Annotated in this window: 11 protein-coding genes; 8 read left to right on the forward strand and 3 right to left on the reverse strand. The window is 65.3% G+C overall.

The features are described from left to right. Positions 1 to 325 precede the first annotated feature (325 nt). On the forward strand, positions 326 to 2,638 hold the full coding sequence (locus tag IEY21_RS15145; RefSeq protein WP_188905188.1) for a tetratricopeptide repeat protein: 2,313 nt from the start codon (positions 326 to 328) through the stop codon (positions 2,636 to 2,638). Between the two features lie 695 nt (positions 2,639 to 3,333). Here the strand turns inward: IEY21_RS15145 and vapC are convergent. Together vapC and IEY21_RS15155 are read right to left on the reverse strand one after the other, a co-directional pair. Further along, the gene (gene vapC, locus IEY21_RS15150) at positions 3,334 to 3,747 is read right to left on the reverse strand and encodes a type II toxin-antitoxin system tRNA(fMet)-specific endonuclease VapC (protein WP_229753151.1); all 414 of its coding nucleotides are present in this window, start codon (positions 3,745 to 3,747) and stop codon (positions 3,334 to 3,336) included. Next, positions 3,744 to 3,980: an antitoxin gene (locus IEY21_RS15155; protein ID WP_188905189.1), complete on the reverse strand. Its 237-nt coding sequence runs from the start codon at positions 3,978 to 3,980 to the stop codon at positions 3,744 to 3,746. Before IEY21_RS15155 ends, vapC begins: the two co-directional genes overlap by 4 nt. Before the next feature lie 243 nt (positions 3,981 to 4,223). Here IEY21_RS15155 and IEY21_RS15160 point away from each other — a divergent pair, with 243 nt between their 5' ends. The 7 genes from IEY21_RS15160 to IEY21_RS15190 all read left to right on the forward strand — a co-directional run bounded on the left by IEY21_RS15160 (position 4,224) and on the right by IEY21_RS15190 (position 11,856). After that, positions 4,224 to 4,505, forward strand: a complete 282-nt coding sequence (locus IEY21_RS15160) for a DUF3006 domain-containing protein (protein ID WP_188905190.1) — start codon at positions 4,224 to 4,226, stop codon at positions 4,503 to 4,505. Continuing rightward, positions 4,502 to 5,521 carry an excalibur calcium-binding domain-containing protein gene (locus IEY21_RS15165; RefSeq protein ID WP_229753152.1) on the forward strand — a complete coding sequence of 340 codons (1,020 nt, stop codon included), beginning with the start codon at positions 4,502 to 4,504 and terminating at the stop codon, positions 5,519 to 5,521. The genes IEY21_RS15160 and IEY21_RS15165 overlap by 4 nt, the downstream gene beginning before the upstream one ends. A gap of 221 nt (positions 5,522 to 5,742) precedes the next feature. Further along, positions 5,743 to 7,746 (forward strand): hypothetical protein, encoded by a 2,004-nt coding sequence (locus IEY21_RS15170; protein ID WP_229753153.1) that lies wholly within the window; start codon positions 5,743 to 5,745, stop codon positions 7,744 to 7,746. A 174-nt stretch (positions 7,747 to 7,920) separates the two neighbouring features. Beyond that, on the forward strand, positions 7,921 to 9,315 hold the full coding sequence (locus IEY21_RS15175) for a DEAD/DEAH box helicase (protein ID WP_188905191.1): 1,395 nt from the start codon (positions 7,921 to 7,923) through the stop codon (positions 9,313 to 9,315). Then, positions 9,302 to 10,534, forward strand: a complete 1,233-nt coding sequence (locus IEY21_RS15180) for a DUF790 family protein (protein ID WP_188905192.1) — start codon at positions 9,302 to 9,304, stop codon at positions 10,532 to 10,534. Before IEY21_RS15175 ends, IEY21_RS15180 begins: the two co-directional genes overlap by 14 nt. Positions 10,535 to 10,857: 323 nt before the next feature. Beyond that, positions 10,858 to 11,160: a hypothetical protein gene (locus IEY21_RS15185; protein WP_188905193.1), complete on the forward strand. Its 303-nt coding sequence runs from the start codon at positions 10,858 to 10,860 to the stop codon at positions 11,158 to 11,160. A gap of 210 nt (positions 11,161 to 11,370) precedes the next feature. Further along, positions 11,371 to 11,856 (forward strand): hypothetical protein, encoded by a 486-nt coding sequence (locus IEY21_RS15190; protein ID WP_188905194.1) that lies wholly within the window; start codon positions 11,371 to 11,373, stop codon positions 11,854 to 11,856. 131 nt (positions 11,857 to 11,987) lie between these two features. Here IEY21_RS15190 and IEY21_RS15195 read toward each other — a convergent pair whose 3' ends face one another. Beyond that, positions 11,988 to 13,655, reverse strand: coding sequence for a DNA primase family protein (locus IEY21_RS15195; protein WP_188905195.1), 1,668 nt, complete (start codon positions 13,653 to 13,655; stop codon positions 11,988 to 11,990). Positions 13,656 to 13,917: the final 262 nt, after the last annotated feature.

The raw sequence follows: 13,917 nt of genomic DNA on the forward strand, positions 1-13,917 counted from the left end.
CCAAAGGCGCCCACGGCATCCCGCTGTCCAATGAAGCAGCTCACCGTTTTAAGGAAACCCTCCCCTGGATCCATGCCGTGTGGCACGCTCTGCATCAGGGCATGACGGTGATGGCGGAACCACGTCCGGCTGACCCCTCCCACCCGGCAAATCCCCCGGTGGGAGATGCGTCCAGACAGCAGACGGTCCACCCATTCCACCCGCTCAGCAGAAATCGGAGGTCGGGCGTGGTTCAGCGTGAACTGGTACCTGCATACCCGGCACAGATACTGTTGTTTGCCGGTGTGGGCACTCCAAATCGTTCATGCTGCATTGAACACCCGTCATGCTGAAAATCCACATCAGCCACCGTGAGCAGTTGAAATCCGGACCGGTCATCTGCACACTGGAGGTCTCTGCGGGCTATCTCCTCGCTTGGACAGGCATCCACCGGTTGGGCTCAGTGCCTTCCAAGCACGGCTCGGCTCAACAGCTCGTTGCCGCGCGGCGTCTTGGCAAGTTCCGCTCACCTGTTGTGTTGAACCACGGGAGGAATATGAACCGTTCGGTGACCGGGTCTGTGGTGTGGCTCAGCCTATCGCTCTGGGGCTGGGGACAGGCGCAAACGCCTACAGATGTGAAGTCCTGTGACTCCCTTTACACCTGCGCTGCGCAGTACCTGAGCGGCTCGGGAGCGGCTGGAGCAGGGAATGCTGGAGCAGGCGGCGGCACAGCGAGCGGTGCTGGCGGCGGCAGCGGCGGCCGAAGTGGCGTGGGATCTGGAAACGCACCCGCTGCGTTCTATTACGGCGATTCCCGGGTGATCATGCCACTGGAAGACCATCTCGACGAATTGCAGGCAGAACGCCTGGTTCTGTGCCGTCCTGACGCGTCAGCTCAAGCTCCGAAAGACTTTGCAGCAGCACTGGCGCAAGCGGACGCAGCGGCGTACGCCAAGGTTCCCAATGCTCCTGAGGTCAAAGCGACACTTCAGCAGTCCAGCGAGGACCGCAATCTCGCCACAGCGGCCGCCGGCATGCGCAGTGGCCGCCCTCAGGCCGCGCTGGCAGCGTTGTTGGCGGTCTATCAGCGCCATCCCCAAGCTCCAGATGTCCTGGTTAACGTGGCGGCAACGCTGAACAGCCTGGGGCTTCCGGCGTTGAGTCTTGCCTTCTTGCAGCAGGCCGAGGGACTCAAGGTGCCTTATGCCAGCCCTCTGGGCTGGGACGGGCGGGCCATCGCGCTGAACAATCGTGGTTACGCCCTCTTGTTGCTGGGGCGCTGGAAAGAAGCACAAACGGTTCTGCAAGACGCCGTCAAACGGGAACCGCTGCTCTCCGAAGCGAAAAGGAATCTGGCGTGGGCCCTGTTGTGTCAAAATCTGGACCAGCAGGCGGCCCAGCAGTACCGCCTCGGCCTGCGCCGCGCCCCCAGCACAGCGCAGGCAAATCAGACCGACATGCCCCTAGAGCAGCTTCCGCCGGGCACAACGCCGCCGCTGGAAACGCTGACCGTCCGTCGGGAGTCGCTGGCACTTTTCGATCTGAGCAAAGGCAAGAAAGGCAAGCTGCCTGACCTGAAAATTCCGGACAACTCCCAGACGGCAGCGGAGATGCAACAGGCTTTTCTTGAAAAGGTCATGCGCGAAAGTGAACAGGAAATCACGTTGGCCCTGCGGCGTGATGGCCTGCAGGCCGAAGCAGAAATCCGCTTGAATGCATATACCAATCCAGTCTCAAAACAGCGTGCCGAGGACCTGCTCTATGCCATAGAGATGGTGAACTTCGAGCCGGCAGTCCAAAAAGCCTACCGTCAAATGACGGTGGCCCATGATGAGCTGTTAGACGCGGTTGGCAAAGCCCCTGTCAGTGATGCCGTCCTCACGCGGATGTACGAGATTCTGGGCACGCAGGAACAGGCAAAAGCCCTGCCTCTGATTCATGCCATGTGTTTGCCTGAGTTTGAAGCCCATTACAACAAGATCGAAGCGCGGGTCCACAATTACGACCACGACTTCAGGCAGTATTTCAGTCTGGCCCACCAGTACCGTTCAGCACTGGCCACGAACATCCAGGATGCCAAGGTCCATGCATTTGCTGATGCCATCGTTCAAACGGAGCTCCAATCGGCCTTCGTGACGCTCATGGGCGCGCATGTCATGGCCTACGCCACGGGTGTTTACCGTGAAGCGGTCTGTCTGACTGCGCCCAGTGTGGCAGTCTCGGTGACCGTATCCAGTGCTCCTGAGGAAAGCACCAGTGCGTGCCCGGATGAACTCAAAGGCCTGAAGGTCAGCTTGGAATGGCAGATGCTGAACATCAGCATGACCTGTGAAAACGTGGAGATCACCGTGGCCACCGCCGGGCCGCTCGGCGCTTTTACCAAAGTCAACAAGACCTTTCTCGGCAGCACGACCGTTGCCATCGGGGTCCGGGCAGGCGTGAGTGTTCCGGTTGTTCAGGCGGGCGCAGGAGTAGAGGCGGGCGTCTACCTCACGGTGGACCGTGCTGGAGAATTGCAAGATGTCGGGATCCAGGGAGCCGCGTCAGCTGGACTCGGCCTGGCGCATGCCTCCGGCCCACTGTCGGTCTCCAAAGATGTGGCGGGCGTTGGTGCTGGCGTTACGCTGGGTCTGGTGAGCGGCATTCACCTGAATTGAAGCAGGGACCTGCACGGTACAGGGGCGTGACCTGTTCGGACTTTGGGCGCGCTCTGGCCATAGGCCCTCCTGTGCTGGGTTGACGTCATGACCCACCGCCCCCTCGAAGCGGGGCATGAGGGGGACTTGACTGAGCTGTTTGAACGGCTGGCACAGGAAGGACACTGGCACGTTTACCTGGATGGGGGCGGCGTGGTCCGGCAGGGATTACGGGCGAACAGGGTGACGGACCTGACGCTGTCATGGTTGCTCATCGTTCTGGGTTCAGGCATTGCTGTGTTTAAGCGTGGCTTGCCGGAACGCCGCCGGCTGGTCAAGCCGCAGCTTTCCGAGTGGGCTGATGCAGGCAACCTACACGGCACGGAGGCCGGGCAACATTACAGCCCAGCTCGACGAATGAGGGCTAAAGAAGTCAGAATGCTGCCGATTTTCGCAGGGTCACCAGACAGCCAAGATCGTGTTTTACAGACGCGAGCGCCCGCACCCTCTTGTTGGACACTCAAATCGGCCGCCCCTGCTTCTTCTCTGAACCAGGAAAAGACACCCCACGCGGTGGAGCGGTGTTCCCACCTCACACGGGCAGGTCTCGCTGTTGAAGCCGACCTTACCCACCCTCTGTCACCGTCATCCCGCCCATCAAGAAGCGCCCGAACAGACCATCGAATGGAACTTTGCCCAACTGGACATGGCCCCCATCACTGCGTCCAGTCCTCAAGCTTCAGGCCCGGCACCCGTGCGAACTCGCGGGTGTTGTTGGTGACCAGGATCAAGCCGTGGGCCAGCGCCGTGGCCGCGATCTGGAAATCCAGGGGCCCGATGGGCTGCCCGATCTTTTCCAATCCGGCCCGAACGCGCCCGTAGGCCTCCGTGACCTGCGAATCGAAGGGCAGCACCACCAGCTGTGAGGCGAAGTCCAGCACGGCGGCAAGATTGTGGTCCACGCGCGCACTTTTATAGACCCCGTGCAGCAGCTCGGCCTCCGTGACGGCGCTCAGGCCCACCTCACCGGGACGCAAGCCGTCAAACCGTGCCCGGACCGCTGCTGGCCTGTTCTTGATGATGTAGATACAGATGTTGGTGTCGAGCAGGTAGCGCAGCGGCGGGGTCAAAATGCCTCGCGCTCCTGAGTCTCTCCTTGCTCACGGCCTTCTGGGAGGAAATCATCACCAATTCCAGCCAGGGCGTCAAAGGCGGAAGCGAGGGTGGCTTCCCGCCTGACAGGCCTGAGGATCAGCACGTCACCGTGACGGGTGATCTCCACCTCGCTGACATCCAGCCGCATTTCGTGAGGCAGGCGAACGGCCTGGGAGTTGCCGCTCTGAAAGACCTTGGCTGTGGTCATGGTGAACCTCCGTATCTACATGGAAGTATATACCCAACGGGTCCTGGCTTTGCAGCTTTGACGCCTGTGTTCCAGAATCCGGAGATGGAAAAAGCGGCCCGGAGGCCGCTTTGATTCCTTCAATATAGGGCGGTATTCAGCCCCTGTCAAATCATGCACGTGGGTACGTTGCGCTTGGCGTTTCTCTGCTGGCCAACACGCATTCTGCTCCACTGGCAACGGATGGGTGCGCTAGGTTGTGACATGGCCAGGCCACACGAGGAATTGGGCATCTGTTATGTCGTCGTCGATGGAATCGAGGGCACGCTCGCGCGGGTGGAACTGCCCGACGGCACCACCGAGGACTGGCGCCTGGCGGGTCTGCCCAGGGGCGTCAAGGAAGGGGATGTGGTCCGCATCGACGTGCAGGGTGGAGACGTGGAGATGGAGATCGACCATGAACAGACCGACCGCCGCCACGCCCTGGGCCAGCGTCAGCTCGATGCGCTGAATGCGGGCGGTCCCGACGGGGAGATCGACCTGTGAGGCGGCTCTTGGTTCTGGCCGCGCTGCTTGGCGGTTCGGTGGTGGCGCAGCCGGCCCTCCCCGGCGTCCTGACCATCCGCTTTCTCGACGTGGGGCAGGGCGACGCGGTGCTGATCACCGCGCCGGAAGGGCAGAGCCTGCTGTACGACGGGGGCCGCAGCGAGAAGCGCATGACCGAACTGCTGCGGCAGTTCGGGGTCAAAAGTCTAGCGCTGGTCGCCGCGTCCCACGGAGACGCCGACCACATCACCGGGCTGATTCCGGCGGTGCAGCTGTTCAAGCCGAAGCTGTTCCTCAACAACGGCCTCGCCGCGACCACCCAGACCTTCGGCAAGCTCACGGCGAGCGTCCAGGCAGCCGGTACCCAGGGTCTGCTCGCCAGCGACCGGGTGATCAACCTGGGCAGCGTGAAGATCACCGTTCTGCCCCCACCCCCCGGGATGCCCCGGGGGGACCAGAATGCCAACAGCGTCGGCCTGCTGGTGCAATACGGATCATTCCGGGCGCTGATGACCGGCGACAGTGAGACGGTGGAGACGGCGGGCTGGCTGAAGAAGTACCCGGCGAACGTCCTGGGCCCCGTCGACGTGTACAAGAGCATCCACCACGGCGCGAAGAACGGCGACAACGCCGCGTGGTTGAGGGCAGTGCGCCCCTCCAACGTCGTGATCGGGGTCGGCCCGAACAACTATGGCCATCCGACCTCGGAAGCGCTCGCGCTCTATAAGAGCGCGGGCGCGGCCATCTACCGCACCGACCTCAACGGCACGGTCACGGTGACCGTGCAACCGGGAGGCAACTACACCCTGAGCGCGGCGAAAGGCACGGGCACGACCCCTCAGACCCGCCCCGCGTCACCGGCTCCTGCTGCCCCCAGGACCATTCCCGCTCTGCCGTCCGTGGTCTATCCCAACTGCGCGGCGGTCCGGGCCGCGGGCAAGGCCCCGCTGCTTGCCGGTCAACCCGGCTACAGCCGCAAGCTCGACCGCGACGGCGACGGCCGGGCCTGCGAGTAGCCGACCGAACACCGGGGTACTCCAGCCGTGTAAGGCGGGCCGGCCGGGGTGAAGACGGCAGCCGGAACCCTCCCCCCAGCTCCGGCGCACACCGGCCGGCCCGCTGCTCCTGCGGCCGGTGTTCCGATCACCGCAACCGTACTCCGCGTGACGCCCTCGGGCGTCGCCGGGAATCACAGGTCCACCACCTGTCTGCCGGTCCGTGTGGAACACTGTCCGCTGTGGCCCGGCTCCGTACTCCCGATGGTCAGCTCCTGCCGGCACCGACGTCCTTCCTGCGGGTCACCACCGGCCGGGGCCCCTTCCAGGATCCACCCGGCGGTCTGAGCGCCCACCCGGAGATGCTGACCCCGTTCCTGCAGGCGGGCGCGGCCCTGCTCGATCAGCGGATGCAGCTGGCCGAGCATGACGCGGACCTCAGCGTCGAGGAGCAGGAACATGTCATCCACAGCGTGCTGCTCGGTCAGGCGGTGGTCACCGGCCTGCAGGCCTACGCGGCGGGCGGGGACCGCGAGCTGCTGGAACTGGTCAACGACCTGGCGACGACCCTGGACACGATCGGTCCCCTGGGCTTCGCCTACCTGCAGCGTCTGGGGGCCATCAACGCGGCCGCCGGACTGGACGAACTGCAGGGCGTTGCCCTGCTGCCGGAGGAGTATCCGCATGCGGTCGCCTGCGTCCTGCGCCGGGCGGCCCTGGCCGGCTGCTCCGTGGAGCCGGACGCTCAGGCGCGCCTGGACTGGGCCGGGTACCGGCCACCGGCACCGGAGAAAGATCCCCTGCACCCCACCCGGGCCGCCCTGACGCCGCCGGCGACGCGCGAACCGGGCCGCATGGCACGCGAACAGGACCTGCGGCGGCTGGCCCAGAGCCGACTGGAGGGAGAGCGCAACGCGGCCCTGCTCCTGCTGCACGTCAACGCCCGGGACCGGCTGGAGAACGCGCCGTTGATCAGCGTCCTCGACACGGCGCAGGTGCTGCTGCTGAGCCTGCGCCGCGAGCATCAGGACGGGGCAGACGGCGCGGTTACGGAAGCCCTGCTCGGCATACTCGGGCCGTTGCATCAGGACCTCGGGGCACCCGTCCTGCCGGAGGCCCGACGGTTCAACCGCCACCAGCAGGGGGAGGTCTCGTTCCACAGCGCACGGGCCAGGCGGCTGTTGCGCCGCCTGCGTGCGGAGCGCCGCCGCGGCCCCACTCCACAGGAACGGCGTCAGCACAACGCCCTGTGGGACGTTCTGGGGGCGCTGGACCGCGATCTGGCGGCTGGCCTGACCCCCGACCCCGACCTGCGGGCCTGGCTGCTGGTGCTCGGCCTTCAGGGCCTGACCACCACCGCGCGCGCGCCGGGCATGGACCTGCCTCCGATGGTTCAGCTCGCCGCCCAGGTCTCGGGCATCGACCCCCTGTGGGCCTGGGAACGCACCCAGCCGCGCGCCGACCTCGGGGCCGACCTGCACGGCGCGCTGTCGTTGCTGGTCGACTGCGGACAGCTGCTGCGGCTGGAGGGCACCGGCGCCTGGGAAACGTGGAGCGGTCCGGTCCGCCGCCTGGTCGGACAGGCGGCCGGTCACCTGTTTGCCACCGCGCGCCGTGCCGGGCTGCGCCTGCCGGAACACGGCTTTCTGGAACGGTCCTTCGGCCGCTTCGGTCCCCTGCGCGCCGTACCGCTCTCGGCGGGGGAGTGGGAGCAGGTGCAGGACCGCTACCGGGCGGCGCTGCAGGTCGCCGTGGAGACCTTGACGGCCCTGCACGAGCAGACGGACCGGGAAGAGACGCTGCAGGAGACTGCGCCGGACCTGAGCGGGCACAGCCCAACTGAAACAGAGCCGGCAGCGCCGAAAGCCACCCCAGACAGCGTCGCCCTGCCGGCCCACGTTCTCGCGGCGCGGGCGCGGCTGGCGGGAGGGCGGGTGGTGCTGCTCGGCGGCGTCCCCAGCCCACACCACCACGCGGCACTGGTCCGGGCCCTCGGCCTGCGGGAACTGGACTGGATCGGCAGCGGCGAATACGCGCACGGCACCCACGCCCACGCGCACGTGACCGGGGACACCGCGGTGGTGATCCTGGCGATCCGCTGGATGGCGCACGCGCACAACACGCTCCGGGACGTGGCGCGCGCCCAGGACGTGCCCTTCGTGATGCACCCGGGCGGTCTGTCGCCGAGCAGCGTGGCGTGGCAGATCATGCAGCAGGTGAGCGGGCAGCTCGATGCCCGGGGCTGATGCGTGTGGCCGGGCATCGAGAGGACCCGTGGAGAGTTCCAAGCCGTGGGGCGCACGCCGCCGCGGTCCGCTTGACGGATCCCCGTCGGGGGACGGGTTCCTGGATGATGTTCGGATCCGGGATTGGCGTCCGGGACAGCATGGAGACCTCCCCGGGCCGGTAGCATGGCGGGCATGACGGCTCCGCTGCGCCTCGACCGGGGCACCCTGGTGATGACGGCGGTGCCCCCGTGCGTGGCCGAGCTGTTCACCTGGGACGCCCGCAGCCAGAACCACCGCGCCCGGGGACAGGACTACCGCGAGATCGTCGAGCGCCTCCGGGCCGCGAACCTGACCTTCAAGGATGAAGCCGCGGCGTTCCAGAAACTGGACCTCGGCTTCGCCCGGGAGATCGCTCCCTACCCCCACCAGACGGGGACCCTGAAGGCCTGGAAGGCCGCGGGCAGACGGGGGGTGGCGGAACTCCCCACCGGATCGGGCAAGACCCTGGTGGCCCAGCTCGCGCTGCGGGACACGCCCCGCAGCGCCCTGATCTGCGTGCCCACCCTGGACCTGCTGCAGCAGTGGTACTCGGGTCTGCTCGCCGCGTTCCCGGATGCCCATGTCGGTCTGCTGGGCGGAGGCAGCCACGACGACACCCCGATCCTGGTGTCCACCTACGACTCGGCCGCGATTCATGCCGAGGAGTTGGCGGGCAAATACGCCCTGCTGATCTGCGACGAATGCCATCACCTGCCCAGCGATTTCACCCGCGTGATCGCGGAGATGAGCCTGGCCCCGTACCGTCTGGGCCTGTCCGCCACCCTGAAACGCAGCGACGGCCGGGAAAAGGACCTGGAGACCCTGCTGGGCCCGGTGGTGTACGCGTGTGCCCCGGAAGACCTCGCGGGATCCACCCTGGCCGATTACCGGGAAGTGGTCATCAAGGTCCGGCTCAGCCACGCGGAGCAGGACCGCTACGACACCCTGATCCGCCAGAGAAACGACTTCCTGAGGCTGAACGGCATCAAGTTGGGGTCCCTGGAAGGGTGGAAGCAGTTCGTGATGAGCAGCGGCTCGCCCCAGGGGCGGGCCGCCATGCTCGCCCACCGGGAGGCCCGGACCCTGGCGTACGGCACCGAGGGGAAACTCCGCGTGCTGGAAGAGATCCTGGTCAACCACCCCGAAGAGCGCACGCTGATCTTCACCGACGACAACGCCACGGTGTACCGCATATCCAGGGAATTCCTGATTCCCTCCATCACCCACCAGACCCCGACGAAGGAGCGGCACAGCGTGCTCGAGAAGTTCCGGGACGGCTCCTACCGCATCCTGGTCACGAGCCGGGTGCTGAACGAGGGGGTGGACGTGCCGGAAGCGAGTGTGGGGGTGATGCTCTCGGGCACCGCGACCGAGCGCGAGTACATCCAGCGTCTGGGCCGCATCCTGCGAAAGGCCAAGGGCAAGAACGCCACCCTGTACGAGGTGATCACGGAAGGAACGAGCGAGGAGCGCGTCAGTCAGCAGCGTAAGGGACAGTGGCAACCCCAGCAGGCCCCGAGCTGGGAGAGCATCAATGCTCCCGACTGAACTGCTGATGTTCCGGGTCAAAGCGGGGCTCGTGGAGCCCCGCCGCCTGAAGCCCACCACGAACAACCTGGGGCTCGCCGGAACCTTGATTGACGTCTTCAGCGCCCACGTGGGCAAGCGGCGCGCGGAACTGAATGAGGAACTGCGCGATCTGGAAGCGGGACGCTCGGACTACCGGGTGGTGCGCGGTCTCGCGCACCTGCTGACCCAGCGGGGCGAGTTCGAGGCCGGGGGAGACGTGGCTCCCGCAACCGTGCGGGAGAAAGTCTTCGCGTTGGCGCAGTCCCATCCCCCCAGTCGGCACCGCGCAGCCCAGGTGCTCGAACAGGCGGCCAGGGCACTCTCCACCGAGTCACCGCTGCATTCCCATGACGTGGCCGCGGCCCTGTACGCCGATCTGCCGGATCAGCAGACCCTGATCTCGTTCGACCCCCTGGAGCCTTCGGAACTCATCGGCCGCTGGGACCTCGCTCAGGCCCAGGGGATGCTGTACCGGGCTTACCAGCTCGTCATTACGGCCCGGCGCAACGAACCGGCGCGCTACAAGCAACTCCTGAAGTACCTGAAGTTCTTCGGACTGATGGTCACGGTGGAGGGAGATGCCACCTACGGCTTTACCCTGACCCTGGACGGGCCGACCTCGCTGTTCTCGAGCAACACCCGCTACGGCCTGGCGATGGCGAAGTTCCTGCCGGCCCTGCTGCACGTCACGAGATGGGACCTGAGTGCAGCATTGAAGCCCAGGCGAGATCTCGCCTGGGTGGACCCGAAGGACGACGAGTGGTCCTTCCAGCTCACGAGCGAGGACGGCTACGTCAGCCACTACAAACCGCCGGAAGAACACGACAGCGCCCTGGAGTCGGGCTTCGCCGAGCGCTTCGCCAGACTGGACACGCCCTGGCAGCTCGAACGGGAAGTGGACCTGGTTCCCGTGCCGGGAGGCGTGATCCTGCCGGACTTCCGACTCGTGCATCCGGATGAGCGCAGCGTGCTGGTGGAGATCGTGGGTTACTGGCGCCCCGAGTACCTGCGCAAGAAGTTCGCGCTGCTGAAGAAGTCGGGCCGGACCGATCTGATCGTGTGCGTCTCCGAGCGGCTGAACCTGGACAGGGCGGGCGTGGATCCCTCGGAATTCGGGGACCGCCTGATCTGGTTCAAGGGCGTGCTGAACCCGAAAGACGTTCTGGCCGTGGCCGAGCGGACCGCCCGGGCAGAGTGAACAGCCGTTTCGACAGCCAGACGGGACTTTCTGGTTTGAAGGATCTCTGCTCCGGCTCAGTCACGCAGAGACGGGCACGGGTGCCTCAAGCGCGCCGGTGACCCACCCCTGCGACTGCAGCCGTCCCCAACATCTGTCATGAAGGGTCCAGCCGCCGTGGCGGCTCCGGGCGCGTAAAGCGGAGACAGTCGGTCCACCGCTCAAGCAGCCCCGCACAGCTCATTTCAAAAAAAATTGTGGCATCCGTGATCGACCGCACCTGAAAACGCAGCTCCACATCAGGTCACGCCCCGGTCCTTCACCTGCACGCCACAGGAGACACCATGGAACTGATCCACGTCGACCGCACCATCAACCGCAAACGCTACTCGACCGAGACCGCCACCCTGCTCGCCGACGATGTGTACTGGGACGGCCACAACCACGAGCGTGGCGGCACCAACACCTGGCTGTTCCGCACGCCGGGCGGCCGCTACTTCCTGCGCACCCAGAGCCTGTGGCAGGGCGTGCGCAACGACCTCATTCCGCTGACGCCCGAGGAGGCCGAGGAGGAGTGGGAGCGCCTGCCCGAGAAGTACAAGGCGTTCGAGACCGCTTTCCCGCACCTCACCGTCGAGGACGCCTGACCGACCGCCGCCCCTGGCCCCTGGCGACCTGTCATTTATCGGGCCCGGCGCACGTTCCGGGCCCTCAGGGCGAGGGCAGTCTTCGCCCCATATCGCTCGGGAGCGTCGCCGCACAAATACATCACCTGCACACCGTGTGGAGGCGCGGCACGCGCGCAGCAGACGGTTCAGTGCCAAGTCTTCTCACCTTGACCTCACAGGAGTGCCACCATGTACATCTACGTTCCCGAACACATCCGCTGCGGCGATCGAATCGTCTCCCTGATCACCGCAACTCCTCCCTTCGTTTCCCCTGCGTCCAGTCCCATTCCGCCCCATGTGCTGGGCACGTACGGCAGTAAGGCGGACGCTGACGCGGCCTACGACGCCTGGTGCGACGAGGTCGAAGGCACCGGCGGACACATCAATGTTCCCTGGGATAACCTTGAGTTCAGGATGTTGCCGTGTGAGCGGCACAACGTGCCCGCCCTGGCGGAGGCGGCCCGAACCGGAAAGCCCGTGTACATGACGTTGTTCCGGCCGGAACAGGTCCTGACGGAGGACGACGTCAATGTCATGATCAACGCGGTCGCCATGTGCGTCACCGTCACCGATCGGACCGGGAAGAGGCGCTCCGTCTCCTCTGATGAGGCCAGCGTTCTCATGCACAGATCCTTGACGCAGGTCGGTGAGGACGTGCTGCAGCGGTTGCGCTGAGGGTCCAACCGGGACAAGGCCAGGAAGGAGGCGCGCCCGACGGGCTGCGCCTTACCTCAGCAGCCCAGCGGCGCCCGCGGACCTCCAGCTTGTGAGGGGGACGTATGATACGCTTCGTCCATCGACACCGGTCAGTCCGTCGGCAACACGTCGTCCCGGGTGACCGGGGTGACACCGGTGACAGCTTCACCATCATAAGCTGGTGCGCCCGCCCGGAGGTTGGTGTGCAGGTGGGACTGGGCCGTCACCCCGGTCACCGCCGTCACCCCGGACCAGAGCCGCTCGCTCTTGGTCCGCTTCGGCGTGCAGCCCAGGGTCTTCAAATGTGCGTACAGGTCAGACGTTCTCACGGTTCGGCCCGCGTCGATGCCGTTCTCCTCGATCCATTCAGTGAACAGCCGGATCAGCGTACTGGACAGAATCTCGCCGCGTTCAGTGAGCACGAGACATTCGTCGGTGAACTTGCTGCAGGGATCCTGGTCCTGCCAGTACTTGCCCGTGGCCGCATTGATCTCGGCAGACATGGCCAGATCAAAGCCGCTGTTCCGCCACAGCGAGAAGCCCTCGTAGGCCCAGTTCAGCAGCGCAGACCGCGCCACCGGGTCGTTTTCCAGGGTACTTTTGAACGCTGCATACGGCTGGTCCGGCTTGGCCTTGAACGGGACCACGCGCAAACGCCGCTGCATTCCGGTATCGTCATGTGCCGTGTTGATCGGAAAGTTGGTGTGAATCCACAGTTTAAAAACGGGCTTGAACTCGACCATGATGTTGGAGTGCATGGCCCGCGCCGTGATCGGGTCATTCCCGGTCATGCCTTTGACCCGGCCAGCATTGAACCGGGCACCCTTGGGAGGTTCACCGGCCACGACCAGTCGCTTGCCGCGCAATTTCAGCAACTCCGGTTTGGGACCGCTGCCGCTGTCTCCGCGGCCGGCGTTCAGCAACAGCTCTACATTGATCGTTGCCGCGTAGTCGCCCAGCATGGCGGCCACGGCGGACACCAGTGTGCCCTTGCCGGTGCCGCCTTCACCCTCAAGCACGATGGCAACCTCGTTGGGCGCTTCTCCGTAGAGCGCTGACCCCACCAGCCTTTGGATGAAGTCATGCCGTCCGTCACGCCTCAGCAGCTCGGTCAGCTGATCGACGTATGGATGCCGCGCCGTCTTTTCGAAGGCCGCGCCGGCCTGCCACGTCAGCAGATCGCCAGGCGCGTGCGGCCGCAGCGTGCCGCTTTCAAGCTCCAGCGTGCCATTCTTGCAGTTCATCAGATGAGCTTGCGCGTCCCATTCGCGCACGTCCGTCAGGAACTCAGGGCGGCCAGCCGCAGCCCTGAGGGCGTCGCGGATGATCCTCTGGTTGCCCACGTCACGACCCCAGTCATACACCGCCTCAATCACATCATTGTTCGCGCGGGCCTTGATCAAGGTGGCCAGACAATCGGCCACGACCACCCTCAGCACGTCACCGGCCACCTGAGTGGACCGCGTGAGCTCCCGGTCATCTTGTTGCCAAATCCCGCACTTCGGGTCATACACGTACCATCCCACCCCAAACATGTAGCGCAGGCTTTCGTTCAGACGATTGCTGGCCAGGATCTGTGCATTTGCCGCGTCGGTTCCAATTTCCACACCCTTCGGAAGACGCGGCATGGTGTATGGTGGCCACCCTTTCGCGGGCATCTTCTTCATCTTGGCGCGCTTTTTCTTCGGCGCCGCGTTCCACGCCTCTGTCGCGTGTCCTTGCCGTTCCTCGACGTGTTGACCGTCCAGAGCTTTCCGGGAGCGCACAGTGGGGGGCATGCCGCACATGGTAACGCGCGTCACGACGGCGCAAATGCGCACATGAGGCGGCAGTGAGCATCTGACCTACAGATCACCTGCCGTCCCGGTGTCCATCTTCATTTTGACAACAACCCGTATTATTGTCACACTGTTTCCGGAGGACCCCACCCCTTGAACTCCACTCCCCACCCCCGTCACCACCGCCCGCCCGGCCCGCCGGTCCAGGGTCCGTGCACCCTCCAGCGCGGCACAGCTCTGTGACCCTGGTTCCCATCACCTC

The organism is Deinococcus aerophilus (genome assembly GCF_014647075.1).
Lineage (GTDB): Bacteria > Deinococcota > Deinococci > Deinococcales > Deinococcaceae > Deinococcus > Deinococcus aerophilus.

Coding starts and splice junctions, on each gene's coding strand:
- IEY21_RS15145 (WP_188905188.1), top strand. CDS start 326: ATGCTGAAAATCCACATCAGCCACCGTGAGCAGTTGAAATCCGGACCG.
- IEY21_RS15155 (WP_188905189.1), bottom strand. CDS start 3,980: ATGACCACAGCCAAGGTCTTTCAGAGCGGCAACTCCCAGGCCGTTCGC.
- IEY21_RS15160 (WP_188905190.1), top strand. CDS start 4,224: ATGGCCAGGCCACACGAGGAATTGGGCATCTGTTATGTCGTCGTCGAT.
- IEY21_RS15175 (WP_188905191.1), top strand. CDS start 7,921: ATGACGGCTCCGCTGCGCCTCGACCGGGGCACCCTGGTGATGACGGCG.
- IEY21_RS15180 (WP_188905192.1), top strand. CDS start 9,302: ATGCTCCCGACTGAACTGCTGATGTTCCGGGTCAAAGCGGGGCTCGTG.
- IEY21_RS15185 (WP_188905193.1), top strand. CDS start 10,858: ATGGAACTGATCCACGTCGACCGCACCATCAACCGCAAACGCTACTCG.
- IEY21_RS15190 (WP_188905194.1), top strand. CDS start 11,371: ATGTACATCTACGTTCCCGAACACATCCGCTGCGGCGATCGAATCGTC.
- IEY21_RS15195 (WP_188905195.1), bottom strand. CDS start 13,655: ATGCCCCCCACTGTGCGCTCCCGGAAAGCTCTGGACGGTCAACACGTC.